This window comes from Lysinibacillus fusiformis (genome assembly GCF_002845985.1).
Taxonomy (GTDB): domain Bacteria; phylum Bacillota; class Bacilli; order Bacillales_A; family Planococcaceae; genus Lysinibacillus; species Lysinibacillus fusiformis_D.
The window spans coordinates 32,412-54,753 of sequence record NZ_PDFK01000008.1 but is presented as its reverse complement, the minus strand read 5'-3'; the positions used below and the strand labels follow the sequence as shown (position 1 = coordinate 54,753).

Below are 22,342 nucleotides of genomic sequence, written 5' to 3'. Positions count from 1 at the left end.
TAATAAGAGGCATTTAGCTCTCCCGTATAGGCGAGTGCTAAATGCTTTTTTATTGGGAAGAAAATGTGAATTGAGCTTGTAATGTTTCTAGTGTAAACAGTTCCTCAATATGATAAGTTCCAAAGGGATGCTTGTTGTTCAGGAGTTCTTTAGCAATCGCCGTTGCAACTTTTGCTGTCACGAGAGATTCATCACGGTCAAGAAAGTCTAATGTAAAGACTGCTTCTTTGTGATGTTTTTTCCCAATGGCTTCTACATGAATGCCACATACCTCTGAGCCAATTTTTATTTTTTGAATGAGAGAAGCGAGCGTTGCTTGTATTTTGCTGAATTTTAACAATTTCACAATTCGGCTTTTTTGCAAAAAGGATACGAACCAATTGAGTGACTCTACATCAAAGCCCAATCTTGTCATGATTGGAATAGTAGGGAAATGCTTTGCTAATGTATGTTGGTCTGAGAAGTTAAATTGGTACACACTACGTTTGCCAAGCTCTTTAAACGGAACTTTTCTCCTATTAGTAAAATTAGTGGTTTTTTTATTTTTATAACTATAAAACGGAATGTTTAGTTGGTGTAATATCCAGAGAATAGCCGCGTTTCCATGTGTATCGCCTGCTCCTAGTAGAATAGAAATATGGAGTTTCTCGATGGAGGCTAATTGCTGTGCAGCATGCATAGCCATTAAATTAGTCAATCCAGGTGCCATACCAACACTAAAAACGGCTGTTGCATTATTCTGTTTAGCTATTGGATGGAGTTCCTCTAATTTTTTTAGGAAGGCATAGCTTGCCGTAATATCGATATACATAATCCCTTCCTTCAAGCAGAGATGTGCAAATGCAGTATCTTTTTGCTCTAGACACATAATGACAAGTGCTACATTGGCTAATTGCTGAGCGTTTACGGTCTTGGACACATCCATTTGGATAGGCTTAGCAAGATGATGGTGCTGTGCGCAAAATTGTTTTGCCTTTTCAAAGTTTCGACCTGCAATCCATATTTTGTTTGGATAGTTTGTGAGTAGCATAGTTGCCATTTTACTACCGACTTCACCATAGCCTCCGACAATTAAAATATTTTCTCTGCTCATTTATTTACCTCTTCCTTCGTGGCTACTAATGCATCGACTAAATATGATTTAAAATAGGGAACAATCTTTGTGAAGCCAACCTCATGTAGTAAGTCAATCAATAATTCAAGTTTAATTGGATAAATAGTTGAGCCAAAGGACTGCTCAAAACGTAACCAATCTTCTTCGGAAATATCATTTTGGTACATGGAATTTCGCCAATACTTGAGCTGCTGTTGGCATATTGTGTCTGTCATATCAGCATTAATAGAAGAAATGAATAAGACGCCCCCATTCTGTAGGCTTGTTGCCAATTTTTGCAGTAGTGCCCTTTTTTGTTCGAGATCCTTTATAAAATGTAAAACCAAATGGCAGGTAGTAACATCATATGGATGGTGGAATCTGAGGGAAAGTACATCATCCTCATACCAATCAATATGAAGGTCTTGATCAAGCTGCTGTATGCGCTGATCAGCAGCCTGTCGCATGATTGTTGAAGTATCAACGGCTGTAAAATGTGAGGAAGGGAAGGCTTCTCCTAGAGTAAGAAGTTCCTGACCTCCGCCAGCACCTACTACTAAAGTGTTATCAATGACAGGGTGACCACGAAGTATATCTGTCATCATGTTATAGATGAGGTCATAGCCTATAATTTTTTGTCGAATGGTATTTTGATAAGTAGATACAATGGGACTGTGCCAATCATGTAGTGGATTTTTCATTTTTATACCTCCGTGTTGTACAATATAATTAATAATTATTCTCAATTATAAATACTTATGGAGAATGTGCTATCCCATAATTCTGGGGGGAGGAGTTTTATGAGAAATTGTCATGATTGGCAAAGGATATCAGAGAGATGTATAAAAAATAGTCAAAATTCATTTCAATATCGACAAATGATGGTAGAAGAATTACGGAAATTCATTGATTTTGATGCCTATTGCTGTTCAGTGACAGATACGCAAACCCTTTTTTCGATCGGTGCTGTAACAGAGCAATCGATTGAGGATGTTCATCAAAAAATAATGACTTTTGAATATGCATTTGAAGATGTGAATAACTATAGAAAGCTAGTGGAAAGTGGCCAATGTATAGGACGATTAAGTGATGCAAGTAGTCAGAGCTTGCGTTATAGGGAGATATTAGTGCCCAATGGCTTTAGCGACGAAATTCGAGCTGCATTAATGTTTCAGGGGCAATGTTATGGCTTTTTAACCCTTTTTAAAAAGATGAAAAATGCACAGTCCATCTTTCAAGATGATGAGCTAGAACAAATAAAAATACTCATGCCAGTGATGGGAGAGGCATTAAAGGCGTTCTACCATTCGATTATTGAAGAGCAGCTGTCAACAGAAGCAGGAGAGAGTGGCATCGTTATTTTAGATAAGGATTATCATATTTTATCTATGAGTACGAAGGCTTCTCAAATACTAGCACTTTTAAGAAGTAATGAGGGCTTGTCGGATGGGCAATTACCCAAGCCCATACAGGCATCCTGCGCTAAGTTACAGGCTGAAGACAATACATCTATTTCCTTACTAGTGCCTATCCATGACAAAGGATATATTACAATCCAAGCGTCTTTTCTTATGACAACCGATTTACAGCAGCAAATAGCCATTTTATTAAATGAGGCGTCTCCTAAAGAGATGTTGGCTTTTTTACTAACTGCTTATCAACTCACACCTAGAGAAAAAGAGGTAGTAGTGGAAATGATGAGGGGCATACCAACAAAGGTGATTGCATATAATCTTGGCATTTCTAGCTACACTGTACAAGATCATTTAAAGCTAATCTTTCAAAAAGTAGGTGTGGGAGACCGTAATGAATTAGTCTGGAAGATATTCTCTCGCTTTCAAATAAATGAATAGGAAACAATAAAAATCTGCACCTTTTGCAGATTTTTGTTGTTTTAATAAGGTGAAAAGTTTCAATCTGATTGAATTGAACTAAATAATGAAGTGAAGGTTAAGAAAAATTAACCTAAAAAATGGAATTATTTTATAGAGAATAGATGGAACCTATACTATAATTAAAGCTGTAAGAAAGTCTCATAAAAATACAATAATCGACATCATGGGATACAGATAGTAAAAAATTACATGTAAATTATTCTGAAAATTCAATTAACGGGAGGATCAAACAATGACATGGACTTTCTATCTAAATGTCACGAATGACACAGATCGAGATTTAGAGCTGGTAGAATCACAGTTGCATTGGGGTTATTGGAATACAGGTGGTGAAGAGGATAAAGAACCTCAATCTATTAAAGCGGGGGAAACGATTCAAGCTGTTGGCGCCAAATCAGCTTTTGGACCAAATGGTTATGAATTTTCTTGTTCCTGGAAAGATAAAAATAATGAATATCAAGCACCGTATGGGGTAATAAGCCTTTATGTAAATGTTCCCTATAATGATCCTAATGAAGCTAGATGTCGAGCAAATGGATATTTTGAAGTAGCGGAGTGGAAAGATATTACACATGATGGTCATAACTTTGTTCGAAATATACGAATTTCTAACAAATTGGATAAATGGAGACAAAAAGAAATAAGTAACAATTTGTTTACGGACTGGTCCAAAATCAAAACATTGAAAGAAATTGAGGATGTTAGAGATATAAATCTGAATCAATATATTCCGAGTGGTGTTCATTTTGAAAAAATGTCATTATTCCGAACGTCTCTCTTCAATATTTCTAAAATATTATGGGACGGGGTAAATGATTTAGAATTTGATAGTCTTTATTTAAAGCAGCGTGAAGTGCAACAGTATTTTTCTGTAGAGGTGACTTGTTTAAGAGCGGATGCTACTAAGATTGAAACTGTTACTAAAAAGGGGAAAATTACAGTTAAAGATGAGTATGGATTATCTACTGCTAGTAAGGTGGTAGAGGAGAAGGTTAGCACTATTGAAACAGCCTTTAAATTTACTGAAAAGATCTCCGTATCTGAAGAAAAAGTAGTGAAGGCGAGCGTAGCGCAGGAACTACAGGCGGAATTAAAGGCAAAATTTAATATATTAAACGCTGTTACAAAAGAGCAACAGCAAACTGAAAAAAAATCAAAGGAAAGAGTTTTTGAAGCCCCAAGCGATAAGGATATGGACGTTGTGCCATGGATTTTTAGTAAAATGATTCTTCTTTATCGAACGGACAATAATAATGTCACAACACTCATTGGCGCATCTGAATGGGATTATGCAGTATTACATCGTACACATGTATATGATGTGATGGATAACGCGAAGAAAAAAGTGACGACAGGGGGAGAGTACTAAAATGGCGACTTGGACATTTTCATTAATGATTACAAATGCAACAGACCGTGAGCTTGAAGTTTTTCAATCACAGTTGGAATGGGGAATCTGGAATACCAATGATGAGGAGGACAAGCAGCCAGTTAGTATTCCACCAAATACAATATTGCAGGCATTAGGAGTAAAAGCTTCAACGGGTCCGAATGGTTATGAATGCTCTTGTTCATGGCGAGATAAAGTCCCATCAGGCGAAAAATCCTATGGCACAATCTCGCTAGTCCTAGACGTACCTCAAAAAAGTAAAAATCGAGCTGAATGCTTAACTGAACATCAATTGCATGTAGATAGCTGGGAAGACTTACCTGAAAAAGGACATAACTTTGTAAGATCTATCATTGTGACTAATAAGTATGTTTAAAAGAAAGTGGAACAAATGTGATGAAAATCGAGCTTAAATCTATTACAAAGGAAGATGAAGCATTTCTTTTCGAAATCTATGCATCTACAAGAAATCAAGAAATAGATTCATGGGGATGGTCAGCTGAACAAAAGAAGCTTTTTTTAGAAATGCAATGGCGCGCACAGCAAGCTTCCTATCATCAGCAATTTCCAGGGGCAAGTCATTCTATCATTGCTGTAGGTGAACAATACGTAGGGAGATTACTAACGGAAGAATTATCAGATTATCATCATCTTATTGATATTTCAATTTTACCAAGTTACCAAGGTAAAGGGATAGGTACATTTTTAATTACTCAACTTCAACAGAAGGCAAGAGAAGGGAATAAGCCAGTTATATTGCAAGTTTTTCATACAAATCCTGCGAAAAATCTTTATGAGAGATTAGGATTTCAAATATCGTCAGCAGATGAAATATATTTGAAAATGACATGGCAGTAAGAAAGAAATCTTTCAATTTCAAAAAGCTCAAGATTATGTACCTATCATTTTCTAAATATTTCGCATCGAAGTAGATATGAAAGTAGAGTCTATTCAAGAAGCACATAAAGATGTGTTAGCGAGTATTGCTTAATGCGTTTTTATAGCACTCATTGAAATTACAATAAGGGAGGGGTTGCATAATGTCAGATCAATATATAGGAGAAATTCGCATGTTTAGCGGTAAATATGCCCCAGTAGGGTGGGAACTATGCAATGGTCAATTATTAACTATTACAGGTAATGAGGCACTTTTTTCATTAATAGGTGTCAAATACGGGGGAGACGGTGCAACGAATTTTGCTTTACCTGATTTACGTGGAAGATTACCGATTCATAATTGTTCTCAGTATCCATGGGCAAGTAAAGGTGGAGTGGAGACAGTTATGTTAACCGAGGAACATCTACCTGCACATACTCATGGCGTTTATGCCAATAATATAACAAATGAAGCAACAGAAAATTCACCAGCTAATAATACATGGGGTGTATCAAGCCTCAGCAACTACCAAACAAGTGTTTCCAGTAATATTGTACAAATGAATAACAAGTTAGTTTCTAATGTAGGTGGAACTCAATCCCATAGTAACATTATGCCATCATTTGTTATTAATTTTATTATTGCAACGAATGGTCTTTATCCCGATTTTCAATAAAAAGGAGTGAGTATAATGGCAGAGCCATTTTTAGGAGAAATACGTCTTTTTAGTTTCAATAAAATACCGAATGGGTGGCTTCCTTGTAATGGTCAACTTTTACCGGTAGCTACAAATACTGCACTTTTTTCATTGTTAGGATTTACATATGGAGGGGATGGTAAGACAATTTTTGCGATTCCCAATTTACAGGGGAAGGTACCATTACATTCAGGTAATCAGATTGCCTATGGATCAATAGGAGGAGAAGCAACACATACATTGACAGTTAACGAGATACCTGCTCATACACATCAAATAACAGCAGATTCATCAACAACAGATAAGCCCTCCCCCAAAGATAATACATGGGGTGCAGTTAATGGAAAGAATATTTATGCTAAAAAAGATAATACAGCCATGAATGAAGCTGCTTTGTCAATGACAGGGCAGAATAAAGGACATAATAATATGCAACCCTATTTAAGCGTATCTTTTTGTATCGCAACAATGGGCATCTTTCCAAGTAGAGTATAAGGAGGAATTAGAGAATGGATCCGTATTTAGGTGAAATTAGAATTTTCGCAGGAAACTATGCTCCGAGGGACTGGGCATTATGTGATGGCAGTCTATTATCTATTGCTCAATATAATGCTCTATATTCCATTATCGGCATAACTTATGGTGGAGATGGCAAGACAACATTTAAATTACCTGATTTAAGGGGACATGCCCCTATGCATTATGGCGATGGTCCTAATTTAACGCCAAGGACATTTGCACAATCAATAGGATCGAGCACAGTAACACTTAATGAAATGCAAATGCCTATTCATACACATAGCGCACAGGGTTCCTCTGTAGTAGCAGGTGGAATTGACAACCCCACTAATGCCATTTGGGGAAGTGAGTCAGCACTTTCGGCAAAGCCATATGTTAATGTGAAAAATCCAGTTGCAATGAAAGTGGACATAGTAAAGCCACAAGGAGGAAATCAGCCACATAATAATATGCAGCCTTTTGTAGCAATGAATTTTATTATTTGTTTAGAAGGAATATATCCTCAGAAGCCCTAACAAGGAGGAGTGAGAATGGATTTAGTATCTTTTATAAAAACAGCAGTATATAAAATATTAATAATTTTAACCATTTTGGCAATGGTTTTCTCAACCTTAGGAATACAACCTGCAAGTGCTAGTTCTACAGTACCGCCGTTACTTCCAGTAGCACAGTTGAATGCACTAAACGATAGTAATGGCAACTTCGAAAAATATATTAACGAAGAGATTTATTTAGATGTTTCAAAGACTACTGATAATAAAACACGTGTAGCTGCTGTGAAATTTAATAATATTAATACAACTAAAAGCATTATTTCGGCTAACCTTATTTTAAATGTTACAAATGATAATGATAATATTAATGATATGCCAGTTTCCGATTTAGTAATAAGAGTTGGATCAAGTAACTGGAACGATGGTAGTTTTCCAAATAATTTAGATATACCTTCTGAAAAAGTATCGGTTTTGAAGGATACGTCAGGCGAGCCAATTAATGTATCAATTGATGTAAAAGAGTTATTGAAAAATCCCTCTGCAATTGATACACAACAGATTACATTTTTACTGAGCAGCGACGCTAAAAATATGGTAATTGTAAAATCAGAAAATCCAATTGCACCCGAATTGGGCCCATACTTAGAGATTACGTATGGTGATGTGCAAAATAGTGCACCTACCGACATAACATTAAGTTCGACTTCAGTAATAGAAAGTCAACCATCAGGAACCAAAGTAGGGACATTAAGTGCCGCTGACCCTGATACAGTTTCCTCTTTTACGTATAGTCTAGTAGGAGGATCCGGGTCAACAGATAATAGTAGTTTTAGCATAGTAGGAAATGAACTACGAACGAATAGTTCATTTGATTATCAAGCAAAGAACAGCTATAGTGTTCGAATTCAGGTAACGGATAATGGAGGATTAACCTTTGAAAAAATATTCACCATTTCGGTGACAAAATTAAATGAGCGTCCAACTGATATTGTACTGAGCTCGCTGACAGTAGCAGAAAATCAGCCAGTAGGAACGGTTGTTGGTACATTTAGCGCAACTGATCCAAATGTTGGAGAAACGTTTACTTACAGTTTAGTGGCTGGCACAGGAGCTACAGATAACAGTAGCTTTACCGTCGATGGGAATCAGCTAAAAACAGCAGGAATATTTGATTATGAAGCAAAGAATAATTACAGTGTGCGGATTCAAGTATCCGATAGTGCCAATAATTTATATGAAAAAGCATTCACTATAAATATTTCAGATGTCAATGAAGCTCCAACAGATATTTCATTAAGCCCAACATCAGTAGAAGAAAATCAACCATCAGGAACCAAAGTGGGTACATTAAGTGCCACTGATCCTGATGCAGGTTCCTCTTTTACGTATAGTTTAGTAGGTGGTGCTGGGTCAACAGATAATAGTGGCTTTAGTATAGCTGGGGATAAACTACAAACGAATAGTCCATTTGATTATGAAACAAAAAATAGCTACAGTGTACGGATTAGGGTGACAGATCAAGGCGACTTATCTTTTGAAAAAGTGTTTACTATTTCGGTGACAGATGTCAATGAAGTTCCGATTCCCACACTGGTATCAACCGTACCAGTTAACAAGATGACAAATGCTTCTATTAATCCTATGCTAACGCTAAATTTTAGCAAGAGTGTGAGTGGTATTGCAGGAAAACATCTTCGTATCTATGATCAAGATAATAATTTAATAGAAACAATAGAAGCCACTGCAACAAATGTGACAGTGAATGGCAGTAACGTGTCAATTCAATTAACAAATAATTTAATAAAAGCAACAACTTATTATGTATTGATGGATGATGGAACTTTCGTTGATACATCCAATCAAGGTGTAGCTGGCATAACAGCAAAAAATATATGGAGTTTTACCACTTTACCTCCTAGTAATAATGCCTATTTAAGTAATTTAGTTATTTCACCAGGCAGTTTAAGTCCAAATTTTACAGATAGTATATTGGATTATCAGATCAACGTGGCTCATAATGTTGAAAATATTGGTATAATGCCGACAACTGCAAATAGTAGCGCAACTCTTACAGTAAATGGTTCCGCCATTGCAAGTGGGCTATTGAACACAATACCTCTAAATGTAGGCAGTAACACAATTACCATTGTTGTGACTGCTGAAAACGGAGTAGCAACCAAAACATATACCCTTACGGTGATAAGAGCATTACCTACTCTCGAACAAGTAGACAATGTTGCTTTAAGCCCTAGTGGTATTGCAACATGGACAGATTTAACAGGCGAATCTTGCTATGCTGTGCAGCTCTTAAAAGATGGCTCTCCGATTGGTAGTATCGTTGACATATCAGCAGATACAACAACGCATAATTTCTTACCAGCAATGCGTGCAGCTGGAGTGGGGACATATACAGTAACCGTAACTGCCAAGGGAGACGGGCTAGTATATTTAGATGGAGTTCCGTCAAGCCATTCCAATACACAAACGGTTATTAAGCTAGCAAGCATTACAAATGGCTTGAGCTGGGATGGAAATATTGCAAAATGGCAGACTATTCCTAATGCGTTGAGCTATGATGTGCTTCTGTATAAGGAAGGAACGGCAGTTGGAACAGCAGCGAATGTATTAGCTGGAAATATCAATGAAGGTGTTGATTTTACTACCGCGTTCCAAACAAATAGCATAGGAAGCTATACTTTTACTGTTCAGCCAAAAGGTGATGAATTACTAATTTTAGATGGGGATCAAGGGGTATCATCATCAGCAAAAATTATAACACCTTTAACTTATACGGTTTTATACAATGGTAATGGTAGTACGGGTGGAACTGCACCCCAAGATAATGCAACATATAGTCAAAATGACAATATTATTGTAGCTGCAAATGGTGGGTACCTCGTTAAAATAGGGCACTCTTTTATAGGCTGGAATACAAAGGCGGATGGGACAGGGACTTCTTATTTGCCGAATGAGACGTTTAAAATGGCTAAAGAGAATGTCACACTTTTTGCACAATGGACAATTAATCATTATACTGTGAGCTTTGATGTAGCGGGAGGAAGTGTCGTTTCAAATCAGGTGGTGGCACATAGAGGAAAAGCAAGTCAGCCGACGCAAGTGCCAACGAAAGCTGGCTATACATTTGGTGGCTGGTATACGAGTAGTGCCTACACAACACCATATACTTTTGATAATGTAATTACAGCGAACACAGTGATCTATGCTAAATGGATTAGTAATAATACAGGTGGTGGCAATACTGATCCATCACCAAATCTTGAGCCAGGTTCAGCAATACCTTCAACCAAAGTAGAGGAAATTGTAATAGATGTTGAGTCTGGTGATGGAAACCTAGTTTCTAAAACAACAATAAAACGAACAAAAAATGTAGACAACACTATGAAGGATGAAGTGACATTAACAGCAGAGAGCGCAACAGAGACGATTAAAAAATTAAAGGAACAAGGAAATGATACAGCAAGGGTCATCATTCCAGACCAGAAGGATCAAGTAAATCAAGTTCATGTTTCCATACCAAATAATGTAGTGACACTTCTAAAAACTGGTGCAGTTCATCTTGAAATTGTCACAGATAACGTTAGAATTGAAGTGCCTAAAACTTCATTGGAAATATTTAATGATGACCTCTATTTCCGACTTGTTCCTATAAAAGAGCTAGATAAACAACTAGAAATCAAAGAACGAGCCAAAAGGGAAATCGTTGTTCAGCAATTGGTCGAAAGTGCAGTTGTTGAGTTGCTTGGTCGCCCGATGACAATTGAAACAAATATGCAAAACCGTCCTGTTATTTTAACATTGCCGTTGCCTACAGATTTAACAGATGAACAACTAGCTCATTTGGCAATCTTTATCGAGCATAGTGATGGCTCAAAAGAGGTTGTACGTGGGAAGGTTGTAGAATATCAAAAAGGAATAGCAGGCTTACAGTTTGAGGTAAATAAGTTCTCTACTTTCTCTATTCTCTATGTACCAGAAAAGGAAGATGTAAAGGAACCAACTACTGACGCTGTTACACATACACCTTATATTCAAGGCTATCCGGATGGTACCTTCCGTCCGAATGCCCCTGTTACAAGAGCACAAATGGCAAGTATGTTTGCTCGTCAATTAACAGGTAATGCAATTCCCCAAGCGAGGGCGACATATACAGATACAATACAACATGATGCAAAAGATGCAATAGAATTTGCGAAGGATGCAGGTTTATTTAAAGGCATTACTGAGACAAACTTCCATCCAGACGGCTTTATTACACGAGCACAAATGGCGACAGTAGCAGTTCGGTGGATGGAAAGGCATTGCGCAGACAGTCCAAATGTAGAATTTTGTAAATCTACCTCACAAGGTATGATTTTCAAAGATGTGAGCGTCAATCATTGGGCTGTTAAAGCAATTAATGCTGTCAATGGATTGGGCATTATGAACGGTATGACGGTGGATATATTTAATCCAGATGGTTATTTATCACGTGCTGAAGCGGTCAAAGTATTAAATGACTTGTTTGAGCGTCAAGTAACAACAGAGCTTCAAACGCCAATATTTAAAGATGTTCTGAGTAATCATTGGGCATTTAATGAGATTCAAGAAGCGGCAAAAAAATGAATGAAAAACACGACGAGTTTATTCCAATCGTCGTGTTTTTTGACTTTATTCAAAAAGGAACTGATAACCAGATCCTCTCACAGTAACAATTTTTGCTCGATGACCCGAGGCGAACTCCAGCTTTTTTCGTAAATTACTAATATGCACTTTCAATGCCTGTGTTTGTCCAATACTTTCCTCAGCCCAAATCAGCTTGTACAATTCAGTTGGATGGAAAATTTGCGCGGGGCGTTGTGCTAGAAAAAATAAAATTTGAAATTCCTTTGTTGATAATGTTAATGCTATATCTTCAATATAGACTCTTCTTGAATGAACATGAAAGTGAAAATTATCGATGATGCTAATATCCTCATCTTTCCTATCTAGTAATTGTATTTGCTTCCTTCGTAAAGCGATTCTTTCAATGGTTTTCAGTAAACGCATTTTTTCAATCGGTTTTAAAATATAGTCTACTGCTTGAACTGCAAACGCCTCAATAGCATAATGCTCGTAGGCAGTTATAAAGATAATATCCATTGATTGCGCTAATTCTTCTACTTTACTGGCAACCTCAATGCCATTCATATCAGCCATTTCAATATCTAAAAAAAGAATATCTGGCTTCAACCTAGGAATATGGTCTATAGCCTCTAGAGGACTTGTAAACTTGCCAATAATCTCAACTGTCTCATTGTCCTTTAACATAGCCTCTAATAAGTGGATTGCTAAGATTTCATCGTCCACAATAATCGATTTTAACATTCTTTCATCTCTTTTCATCCGGGATTAGTGGGAAATTTATTTGTACAGTTGTTCCTTCATCGACAACACTATCGATACGGAAGGTGGCATTCTCATATTTTTTTATACGTTTGGCAATATTTCGAATCCCAACGCTCTGATGAACTGAAGGTTCTTCTGATAAAATTTTGTCTAACATTTCTTGTGTCATGCCAATACCATTATCTCTAATCTGGATATTTATCATTTGCTGTTCTTTTGCTATTTTCATTGTCACTCGACCATTGTTTCGTTTGTTTTTTAAACCGTGAAAAAGAGCATTTTCAACTAAAGGCTGTAGTAGTAGAGGAGGAATCAATATATTGAATGGTTCCTCCATCTGAATTTCCCAATCGAGCTGCTCTGGATATCTCATTCGATGAATATTGACATAGGCCTGTATAAGCTGGAGTTCCTGATCTAAGGCAATTAAGCTATTAGTATTTTCGAATGAGAAGCTGCTTCTTAAAAATGCTGCAAAATCGGTAATCATTGTCCGTGCTTTATCTAAATCTAAATAACTGAGCGATAAAATCGAATTTAACACATTGTAAATAAAGTGAGGTTTAATCTGTGCTTGTAAAAAAGCTGTCTCCATTTTAATAGCTGTTTCAGCAGATTCTTTTAACAAAATAAGATTTCGAACTCTTGTCTTTAGTTCAGCCGTATCTAGTGGTTTATGTAGAAAATCATTCGCTCCGGATTGGAAAGCAGCAATCAAATCCTCGGGACGAATGGCGGCTGTAAGCATTAGTATTGGTAGCTCCGCAGAAGAATAGCTTTTTCTAATTTGCTGGCAAACCTCATAGCCAGACAACTTAGGCATCATAATATCTAAAATTAATAAATCGATAGCTGGATGCAGTGTTAATTGTTCAAAGACTTGCTGGCTATCGTCTACAGCAATGATAGAGTAATTTTCCTTTTCTAGAATATCGATTAATACTTTTAGGTTAATATGGTCATCATCAGCAATTAGAATTTTTTTCCCTACTTTATTTCCCGCAAAATGAGGAAAGGTTACTGGAGAATATTCTTTAGTTAGTATAATTTTATTCCTATGTTCCTTGTCTTGCTGCTCTTTCTTTATTGCTTCAATAGGTAGCTTAACGTAGAAAGTTGTTCCTTGACCTACAACTGAATGAACAGTAATTTCTCCACCATGCAACTGCACAAGTTCTTTTGTCACATTTAGGCCTAGACCTGCACCTCTACTTGCATCCTCTAACTGCCGAAATGGTTCAAAGATTGACTCTAAATGTTCTGGCGCAATACCCCGCCCGGTGTCACTTACTTCAATAACAAGGAATCTATGTTCTTCGTAGCATGAAATTTCAACTTTTCCTTGCTTGGTGTATTTAACAGCATTTTCAATTAGATTATAAAGAATTTGACGTAGCCTATCTTCGTCAGCTAATAGAAACTTACCTCGTTCAATATAATTATAAATTTTTACGTCTTTATTGCCGATGTACGACAATATTTCAACGATGACATGGGTTACAGAATATAGATCAACATTAGTAAGACGTAGTTTTAGTTCACCTTCTTTTATCTTTGAAAAATCTAATATATCATTAACAAGATGTGATAACTTTTCTGTGATATTAAAGATGAGCGATATTTTTTCTTTTTGTTCCATCGTTAATGTGGTGCTTTCCTGAGGCTCTAGCATGGACTGAGAAATAGCAATTACACCATGTAAGGGCGTACGAAATTCATGAGAAGTTTTTGCGAGAAACTCATCTTTTAATTTATCTACTCGCATTAAAGCACTTGTTATTCGTCCTTTCTCTAAATAAGAGTCAGTAAAACGATGGGAAATATAAAGAGAAAGCATCGTTAAACAAATAAAAGGAAGTAAAGGTGGTAATGAATAGATTTCTAGATTAGTATTCAGATTTAAAGTAGCTACGACCATATAGATGAGAATAGCCATCGAACTAAGCGATAAATAAATAGCTCCTACTGATCGTTTAAAGATAGCAATGATTTGAATATAAAGGATATAAAAGATATTCATAAAAATATAAATAGAGTACACAAATTGTAAGTATGAGCTAATGGATATGGGGAGCATAACCGTAGCTAATAATAAAACGCCAATTATACAAAGTATTTTTACAATTTTTTCATAAGCAAATTGCTGAAGGGCATAGTAAAAATACAACAGCATGAAGATACCTGTACCGATACTCGAAATAATTTGAATTCTTATCAGGAACTCATAGGTAACAGGGAGTAACGACATTAAAATTTTTTCACCATGGGAGACGCTATATAAACCGACCATGAAACAAAATAAGGAAAAATAAAGCTGTTCGATATCGAGTCTCGCATAGAGATAAGAACCAGCAAAATAAATAAACATTGTAAAAAAAGCAGCAATCGTTATCAAATCGTAAAAAAGAGAGCTTTCTCTTAATTTTCCAATACTTTCTTGATCTCCAATGAAAATGGAACCAATAATTCCTCCACCTGATGCATAATCAAAATTAGCCACATGTATAAGCAGCTCTAACTCGTTTTTATTAGGTTGAAAGTAAGCAACATAGGGTACATTCTTTTGTAAATATATTGACTCTTCAGCAGGTACACCGCTTTGTCCAATACGCTTTTCATCAATATAAATGGCATTGGACATACGAATATTCCCTGTTTTGATACCTAAAATATCATCGGGATTATTGATTAAAATTTTTAATCGATAAGTACCACTGCCGAAAGTGGTGAAATTTTCTTTATCGAGCGTATACTTTGACCATTGTGACGGGACTTCTACTAAATAGGAATGATGGTTATCGAAATCGGAATAATTCAACAATTTATCGGGGACGAAATCCCATTCTCCATCTAAACTTACTGTATTGTGGTGCAAATCGTATTGTTTTAGGTCTATTACGCCAGCAACAGCTTTAGGAGCGTCGGTTCTTTCATGTTTGAGTAACTGTGACGCCACACCAATAATCACTACACTAATAATGACCATAGAAATAAGTATTAGCTTTCTCATTATGGTTCTCTCAATCTTGTTATATTTAAAGGAAATAATATGTAATTATACCTACAGTATAGCATGTGAAAGTAAACTAAGAATAGTTAAAATGTGAGTGAATGCCTATTGTGACGAGTCCATTTTAGATGGATTTTGTGCATTTTATTTATTTATAGTGCATATGCTTACAATCACTCTGTTTTTTGCTTATAATAAGGAAGTCAGAGTTTTCTCTGAACAAAGTAGCCGCAAAGTGAGCGATTGCGATTGAAAAAATTATTATATAGTGTATGCTTTGTTGTGTTTATAGTCATTTTTTTGTACGTAAACAATCACTGGCTAGTCGTAAGTAAGCATGTGTTCGAATCAGAAAAAGTGCCTGCCAGCTTTGAAGGGCTACGCATTGTACAGGTATCGGATTTACATGATGCCCTCTTTGGTGACAATCAGCAAAGACTGATTGCAAAGGTTAAGGATACAAATCCTGACTATATCTTTATCACAGGTGATGTGATAGATAGCAATCGCTACGATTTAAAGCAAAGTCTACAGGCAGTAAAAGGACTAGTTGAAATAGCGGATGTTTATTATGTACTGGGCAACCATGAAGTAGCGACGAATAAGGTTGATGAAATTTATGAGGCGCTGTCATCGTTAGGGGTACATATACTGGCCAATGAATCGACCGTACTAGAGCGCGACGGGGAGCGCTTGGCGATTGTTGGAATTGAGGATCCGTTAATGGGTAGATCCACGGCAGACATGCTAGACATAGCAACAGCTTATTTACCAAACGATATGTTTAAGCTGTTACTGGCACATCGACCTGAGGTGTTTAATACGTATGTAAAGTATCACATGGATTTAGTATTTTCGGGACATGCGCATGGTGGGCAAGTTCGTATTCCTGGACTTGGTGGACTTGTTGCGCCAGGACAGGGGCTGTTTCCAAAATATACAGCTGGTGTCTACGAAGCAGGATCGACTGAAATGGTGGTTAGTCGTGGGCTAGGAAATAGCTCAGTACCATATCGCATTTTTAATCTTCCGGAAATTATTGTGATGGAATTAAAGAAAAAATAAGCACTGCGTTAAAGTTTACGCAGTGCTTTCAATTTGTTTACGTTCTGTACGTCTCACAAGATAGATACTAATTTCATACAAAATAATCATAGGTATTAATACGAGTAGCTGACTGATAAAATCGGGTGGCGTGATAACAGCAGAGCCTACGCCCATTGCGATATAAGACCAGCCTCGTATTTTTTTCATGGATTCAGCAGTTAGTACACCAATGGCTGATAAAAAGAGAGCAACAATGGGTAACTCGAATAATAAACCGAGCGGTACGGTGGTCATGATTAAAAAATGCAGATATTCACTAGCTGATACCATAACATCGAAATTGGTAGCTCCGAGACTTACTAAGAAGGTATAGCTAAGTGGATTGACAACAAAGTAGCCAAAAGCTATTCCTATTAAAAAAAGAACTAGCATAATCGGTGCATAGAGACCTAAAAATCGACTTTCCTCTTCCTTTAAGCCAGGCTTTACAAAGCTCCACAGAAAATGAACGAGAAAAGGCATTGCAAGACCAAATGCTAAAGTAGTAGAAATAGTCATATAAAATTTAACAACCTCAAGCGGCCCTAAAATAACGAGAGAATGACCTCGAGTTATGAATGGAAACCAAATATTTATAGTCGAAAAGACTACAATAAAAAATAAAATGAAAATTGTTAGCCCTTTTATAATTTGCTTACGCAACTCAGAAAGATGTTCCAATAATGAGGTAACAGGTATCAGAGGTTCATCTGCTACATGATCTTCTTCAATTGCTACTACAGGTATTTCAGCTAAAGCCTCCACGGGTGATGGAAGCTCAACTTGTGGTTTATCAAGGGGGCTTAAATATTTTCTTTTTCCGTCTTCATATGGATCCATAGGAACCCCTCCTACGAAGCATCAGATTTTTTTTCGACCTTTTTCTCGGAATCGTCCTCATCATCTATAAGCCCTTTAGTGGACTTTTTAAATTCTGCAAACGTTTTGCCAACTGCTCCGCCGATTTCTGGCAATTTCTTCGGACCAAATACAATTAATACAATGACCAAAATAATGATTAAGCCAGGTACTCCAATTGCTCCAAGACCTCCCATAAGCCTTGCCTCCTTTAAATTTAAGTTTTTTACACTAAAGAACCGCCTGATTGACTATATTTAATAACTCCCTCTGCACAGCGATAAGCAAGTGCTCCTAATGTACCTGTTGGATTGTAGCCGCTATTGTGTGCAAAATTGCCTGCACTTACCGCGAACAGATTATCAACATCCCAATGCTGTAGGTAATTATTCACGACACCTTGCTCTGGCGTTGAACTCATGACTGTCCCACCTGTGTTATGCGTTGTTTGGTAAGGTACGATATTGTAGTCGGTAATTTCAGCGTTAGGAACAATTGTTTTTGCACCCATCTCTTTCATAATGTCAGCTGCTCTTGCGGAAATATATTTATGAAGTGCACGATCCTGCTCAGTAAAATTGTACGTTAATTGTATTAATGGCAAGCCATAAGCATCTTTATAGGTAGGGTCCAGTGATAAATAGTTTTGCTTATGTGGCATAGATGCTCCTTGCGCACCAATACCGAATGAGCGTGTATAGTAATAAATAGACTGCTTTTTAAATTCAGGTCCCCAAGTAGGCGTATCTGGTGGTGTTGGATTGGAACCGATTGGTCGAGTACCTGTCTGTGTAAGAGCAATATTTCCTCCGTGAATAAAATCTAAATCACTATGGTCAAAATTATCCCCATTGAAGTCGTCTATACACATGCCTAATGAACCTGCGCCCATAAATGTATTGTATTGTTCATCGAAGAACCCCGCAGCACCGGGTAAGATTTGATAGCAATAGTTTCTGCCAAGTGTGCCTTTACCAGTAGTAGGATCATATCGTTCACCGATGTCTGAGACCATTAACAGCTTGGCATTATTAAAGACATAGCTAGTCAATACAACCGCATTAGCAGGCTGAATAAATTCTTCTCCCGACACAGTATCGATATATCTTACACCAGTAGCCTTATTGCCCTGCTTTAAAATTTCGACAACATTGGAATTAAAGCGTAAATCAAAGTTTCCTGTCTTTAAAGCGGTAGGGACGACTGTAATTTCTGCAGAAGATTTTGCGCCATATTCACAGCCAAATCGTTCACAGAAACCACAATATTGACAAGCATTGATCGTTTCACCATCAGGATTTTTATAAACCTCGGATACGTTGGCAGATGGCACCATATAAGGTGTAAGCTTTAAGCTTTGTGCCGCTTTCTCAAACTGCGTAAGCATAGGTGTTTTTTTCATAGGTGGTGTAGGATAGGGATTTGAACGCTTGCCGCTAAATGGATTTTTATCATCACCTGAAATACCTGCTGTTTTTTCAAATTTATCGAAATAGGGCTCTAGTTGATCGTATGTTAAACCCCAATCCTGTATTAGATAATCTGGTCCAAGCTTGTTTGGTCCATAACGTTTATCTGTTAATGTTTTTATTTGAAAATCATAGGGTAAAAATCGATAGGTCATACCATTCCAGTGCGTTCCTGATCCTCCAAGACCCTCTCCAAGTAGGAAGGAGCCAAGCTGTCGCATTGGCAATGCCTTCATATTGCGATCATTTCGAAAGCTTACCGTTTCTTTAGATAGATTTTGCATCAAATCATATCGAATGGCATAACGGTATTCATCGTGAACATTTAAATAATCTTCGGTACCGCGCTTTTGACCACGCTCTAAACCGACCACCTTTAAGCCGGCTTTTGCACATTCAGCAGCAACGATACCGCCTGTCCAACCTACGCCAACTGTTACAACGTCTACACTAGGTAATGTTTTAGCCATTTTCTAACCCCCCTTAATGATTGCCTAATGGATTAGGCTCAATTTTTTGGAATTTCGCATCTTCTATTTGTGTAATATAAGCCATTTGGTGGCCAGGGAAGCCTTTCATGCGCCAGCCATCCATATTACGATTTCCGCCATACATAGGGTCAGAATAGGCACCCTCTAATGTAGCCGCACGCAGCAGTGTAAAGAAGAATGCGGATGTCACCCCAACCATTTCTATGTCACCCTTTTGAAAGGCTGTTAAAATTTCATCCATCTGTTTACCTTCTAAATCATTAAAGCTCTTTTGATAACGCTTTTGAGCTTCGTCCTCTAATTTTTGAATGCCCTGCCTGAAAATTTCTGCTCGTGTTAAACGACTTTGATAGCCTTGTGTAGGGGCACCTACGTCAAATGGAGCTTGCATATATTCTTTAGAGTTACTCCCATAATTTCCTGCCAGTTGATGATCGATAAAATAGGGAACATCTAAGCCTATAGCGCCGGGCCCTAAATCATCTTCTGGGAAGATACGCTCTGTAGCCTTTGATAAGATACTAAAATCTTTTTCATTTCTAAAAAACATCTTAGCCTTAGGCGAACCAGTAGCCTCATTCGTTTCATGCCCACCATGCTCCAGAGTGGAAGTCCCTTTACCTTGGATGTTGTAGCCTACTAGCCCTCCTATTAATCCACCACCGACTAATGTACCAGCAGCAATACCTGTTGTTTTCAAAAAGTCTCGACGAGAAACATTGTTTTTGTCTGAACTCATAGAAATCCTCCCCTCAAAATGTTTTAAACCGATCCTATTGTTAATAATCAGCAAAAATTGTGAATTATAATCAATTTTTATTGGAAAATGTTTTAATTTCATCCAATGTAGCGAGTATTCTGTCTTTCTATAGCAAACTATATCTATGAATTAAAAAATTTGTAGAAAATTGTTAGCACTATATAAATAGTGAAAATGGTATTATTATACATTTATTAATCATATTGGAAAACTTTTGTTGACTTCTACTTTTTGTGACTTTACTCTGAAGTTATGCATAAATATTCGAATAATATAGCTAAAAACGGAAGAAGTGAGAAAAAGGGATATGTGGATAAAAGGTATTGGTGGTAAATTAATTATTGCAATTATTGCTCTTGTTTTTGTAACTTGCGGCACACTTGGACTATCTACTTGGATCAATAGTACGAATGCAATGAATGAGCAAGTGGAATCCAATTTAGTATCTAGAGCAGAGGATGTTTCACAATACATAGAAGAACACTTCCAACTAACACTGGTAGAGGTAGAAGCAATCGCAGAGCAAGAGGCAGTTCGTAGTATGGACTTTGAAAAACAAAAACAATATTTGTCAAAACGCCTTGCTAATAATAAGAACTACTTAGGTTTTGGCATTATAAAAGCTGATGGGGTAGCCCATTATCTAGATGATACAACTGCTGAATTAGGCGATCGTGATTATGTAAAAGAAGGTTTTACTGGCAAGTCTGTCATGTCTGAAATAACGATTAGCCGTGTAACCGGCGAGCCAGTTATTTTAATTGTTTCACCAATTACTACAGCTACAGGTGAAAAAGCACTATTATTGGCTCGTATTGATGGTTATTATTTATCTAATATTGTCGAGGACATTAAGGTTGGAGACAGTGGCTATGCATTTATGCTGGATGCTCAAGGAACGATTATTGGACATAATAATCATTCCTATGTGAAGGAGCAAAATAATCCAATCGAAGAAGCGGAAGAAACAGGTGTTATGACGGGCAGGGCATTAGCTGCAAAAGAAATGATTACCAATGAAAGTGGCTATTTTTCGTTCGAAACAGAGGATGCTGGTACGAACTTAATGGGCTACCATACCCTTGATAATGGTTGGAAAATGGGGGTTATTGCATTAGAAAATGAGATGTTCTCAGGACTTTCTAAGCTTAAGACGAACTTTATTGTCACGACCATCATTGTTTCGATACTAGGACTATTCATCTCATTTGCTATTTCACGTTCGGTCAGTAGACCACTTCGTCATGTGCTTCGTATTAGTGAAGGCTTATCAGAAGGTGACTTTACACAGGAGATCCCTGAGAAGTATTTAAAGCGTATTGATGAGATGGGGACAATGGCGCGTGCATTAGATCGCATGATTGATAATATGCGAGAAATGGTAGCGAAAGTGAGTCAGGAAGCAACTGCAGTGAATGAAGCCTCGTGTGATTTAATGGGAGATGTCACTGCTGTGACAAAGCATTCTAAGCAAATAGCTAGTGCAATCAGTGAAGTAGACAGGGGGGCACAGAGTCAAACCGTGATGGCAGAAGAAAGTGCCTCTGCAATGGAACAAATGGCTATGGGTATACAAAATGTTGCCGAAGTAGCCTCAGCTATTGCCTGCAATACAGATTTTATTTCCCAGAAAATTAGTGAGAGCAATGAAGCTGTCCAGCAATCTATGCGCCGTATGAATGAGATTCAGGAGGGGACAACAGCTGAGCTAACAATTATTCACAAGCTAGAAAGAGAGTCAGAGGAAATTAGTTTAATTTCTAAAATGATTACAGATATTTCTGATCAAACAAATTTATTAGCATTGAATGCCTCCATCGAAGCAGCTCGTGCAGGAGAGGCAGGTAAAGGATTTGCTGTTGTAGCGGATGAAGTTCGCAAGCTTTCGGAGCAGACGGCAGAGTCAGCTACCAAAATTAATGTATTAATTGAAAGCGTTCAATCCTACACATTAGAGGTAGTAAAGGCGGCAGAATCGGGCGAAGTTCATGTTGAACGCGGATTAGCTTCTATTGAGGCAGTTGGTGAACGTTTTGAGGAAATGGTTCGAGCGGTAGGTGAGATAGCAGGTCAAATTGAAGAAATGAACGCTTCAGCTGAACAAATGTCTGCAAATACAGAGGAAGTTTCAGCATCTATGGAAGAAATGGCAGCAACCGCACATGCAGCAAGTGATTATGTGCATGAGGTAACAGATGCAACAACAGAACAGTTGAATACAGTAGAAACGATGAACGGTCAAACTGAAAAACTATCAGAAATGGCGAAACGGTTATATGGAGCCATTCAAAAATTTAAGTATTAAAAAGGAGGAGCTG

At 37.3% G+C, this 22,342-nt stretch carries 18 protein-coding genes; 10 read left to right on the top strand and 8 right to left on the bottom strand.

The genetic code is table 11. The annotated features are described in order from the left end of the window. Nucleotides 1-49 precede the first annotated feature (49 nt). Both CRI88_RS19185 and CRI88_RS19180 read right to left on the bottom strand, forming a co-directional pair. Nucleotides 50-1,093, bottom strand: coding sequence for a saccharopine dehydrogenase family protein (locus tag CRI88_RS19185; protein ID WP_101966955.1), 1,044 nt, complete (start codon nucleotides 1,091-1,093; stop codon nucleotides 50-52). Further along, a complete protein-coding gene (locus tag CRI88_RS19180; protein WP_101966954.1) occupies nucleotides 1,090-1,794 on the bottom strand; it encodes a class I SAM-dependent methyltransferase in 705 nt (234 codons plus the stop codon). Before CRI88_RS19180 ends, CRI88_RS19185 begins: the two co-directional genes overlap by 4 nt. A gap of 99 nt (nucleotides 1,795-1,893) precedes the next feature. Between CRI88_RS19180 and CRI88_RS19175 the strand changes: the two genes are divergently transcribed. From CRI88_RS19175 to CRI88_RS19140, 8 genes are all read left to right on the top strand, one after another. Beyond that, complete coding sequence (locus tag CRI88_RS19175; RefSeq protein WP_101966953.1) at nucleotides 1,894-2,946, top strand: response regulator transcription factor; 1,053 nt, start codon at nucleotides 1,894-1,896, stop codon at nucleotides 2,944-2,946. 274 nt (nucleotides 2,947-3,220) lie between these two features. Further along, the gene (locus CRI88_RS19170; RefSeq protein WP_101966952.1) at nucleotides 3,221-4,357 is read left to right on the top strand and encodes a hypothetical protein; all 1,137 of its coding nucleotides are present in this window, start codon (nucleotides 3,221-3,223) and stop codon (nucleotides 4,355-4,357) included. A gap of 1 nt (nucleotide 4,358) precedes the next feature. After that, nucleotides 4,359-4,754 carry a hypothetical protein gene (locus tag CRI88_RS19165; RefSeq protein ID WP_101966951.1) on the top strand — a complete coding sequence of 132 codons (396 nt, stop codon included), beginning with the start codon at nucleotides 4,359-4,361 and terminating at the stop codon, nucleotides 4,752-4,754. A gap of 20 nt (nucleotides 4,755-4,774) precedes the next feature. Beyond that, entirely contained in the window at nucleotides 4,775-5,236 is a 462-nt protein-coding gene (locus CRI88_RS19160) for a GNAT family N-acetyltransferase (RefSeq protein WP_101966950.1), read from the top strand. Nucleotides 5,237-5,418: 182 nt separating this feature from the next. Further along, nucleotides 5,419-5,931 carry a phage tail protein gene (locus tag CRI88_RS19155; protein ID WP_101966949.1) on the top strand — a complete coding sequence of 171 codons (513 nt, stop codon included), beginning with the start codon at nucleotides 5,419-5,421 and terminating at the stop codon, nucleotides 5,929-5,931. Nucleotides 5,932-5,946: 15 nt separating this feature from the next. After that, entirely contained in the window at nucleotides 5,947-6,447 is a 501-nt protein-coding gene (locus tag CRI88_RS19150; protein WP_089933958.1) for a phage tail protein, read from the top strand. A gap of 14 nt (nucleotides 6,448-6,461) precedes the next feature. Beyond that, on the top strand, nucleotides 6,462-6,986 hold the full coding sequence (locus CRI88_RS19145) for a phage tail protein (protein WP_058843759.1): 525 nt from the start codon (nucleotides 6,462-6,464) through the stop codon (nucleotides 6,984-6,986). 15 nt (nucleotides 6,987-7,001) lie between these two features. After that, on the top strand, nucleotides 7,002-11,588 hold the full coding sequence (locus CRI88_RS19140; protein ID WP_082673702.1) for a cadherin domain-containing protein: 4,587 nt from the start codon (nucleotides 7,002-7,004) through the stop codon (nucleotides 11,586-11,588). Nucleotides 11,589-11,633: 45 nt separating this feature from the next. Here CRI88_RS19140 and CRI88_RS19135 read toward each other — a convergent pair whose 3' ends face one another. After that, nucleotides 11,634-12,329, bottom strand: a complete 696-nt coding sequence (locus CRI88_RS19135) for a response regulator transcription factor (protein WP_058843758.1) — start codon at nucleotides 12,327-12,329, stop codon at nucleotides 11,634-11,636. Nucleotides 12,330-12,333: 4 nt separating this feature from the next. After that, on the bottom strand, nucleotides 12,334-15,360 hold the full coding sequence (locus CRI88_RS19130) for an ATP-binding protein (protein ID WP_058843757.1): 3,027 nt from the start codon (nucleotides 15,358-15,360) through the stop codon (nucleotides 12,334-12,336). 249 nt (nucleotides 15,361-15,609) lie between these two features. Here CRI88_RS19130 and CRI88_RS19125 point away from each other — a divergent pair, with 249 nt between their 5' ends. Further along, on the top strand, nucleotides 15,610-16,425 hold the full coding sequence (locus tag CRI88_RS19125; RefSeq protein ID WP_058843756.1) for a metallophosphoesterase: 816 nt from the start codon (nucleotides 15,610-15,612) through the stop codon (nucleotides 16,423-16,425). A gap of 15 nt (nucleotides 16,426-16,440) precedes the next feature. Here the strand turns inward: CRI88_RS19125 and tatC are convergent, their stop codons facing one another. Genes tatC through CRI88_RS19105 form a run of 4 tightly spaced genes read right to left on the bottom strand, consistent with a single transcriptional unit; the run spans nucleotide 16,441 to nucleotide 20,003 of the window. Further along, nucleotides 16,441-17,286, bottom strand: coding sequence for a twin-arginine translocase subunit TatC (gene tatC / locus CRI88_RS19120; RefSeq protein WP_058843755.1), 846 nt, complete (start codon nucleotides 17,284-17,286; stop codon nucleotides 16,441-16,443). Nucleotides 17,287-17,297: 11 nt separating this feature from the next. Further along, nucleotides 17,298-17,501, bottom strand: a complete 204-nt coding sequence (gene tatA, locus CRI88_RS19115) for a twin-arginine translocase TatA/TatE family subunit (protein ID WP_058843754.1) — start codon at nucleotides 17,499-17,501, stop codon at nucleotides 17,298-17,300. A 29-nt stretch (nucleotides 17,502-17,530) separates the two neighbouring features. Beyond that, on the bottom strand, nucleotides 17,531-19,243 hold the full coding sequence (locus CRI88_RS19110) for a GMC family oxidoreductase (protein WP_036125775.1): 1,713 nt from the start codon (nucleotides 19,241-19,243) through the stop codon (nucleotides 17,531-17,533). Nucleotides 19,244-19,256: 13 nt separating this feature from the next. Next, entirely contained in the window at nucleotides 19,257-20,003 is a 747-nt protein-coding gene (locus CRI88_RS19105) for a gluconate 2-dehydrogenase subunit 3 family protein (protein WP_058843752.1), read from the bottom strand. A gap of 328 nt (nucleotides 20,004-20,331) precedes the next feature. On the opposite strand from CRI88_RS19105, the gene CRI88_RS19100 reads away from it, so the two are divergent. Further along, entirely contained in the window at nucleotides 20,332-22,329 is a 1,998-nt protein-coding gene (locus CRI88_RS19100; RefSeq protein ID WP_036125779.1) for a methyl-accepting chemotaxis protein, read from the top strand. Nucleotides 22,330-22,342 lie beyond the last annotated feature (13 nt).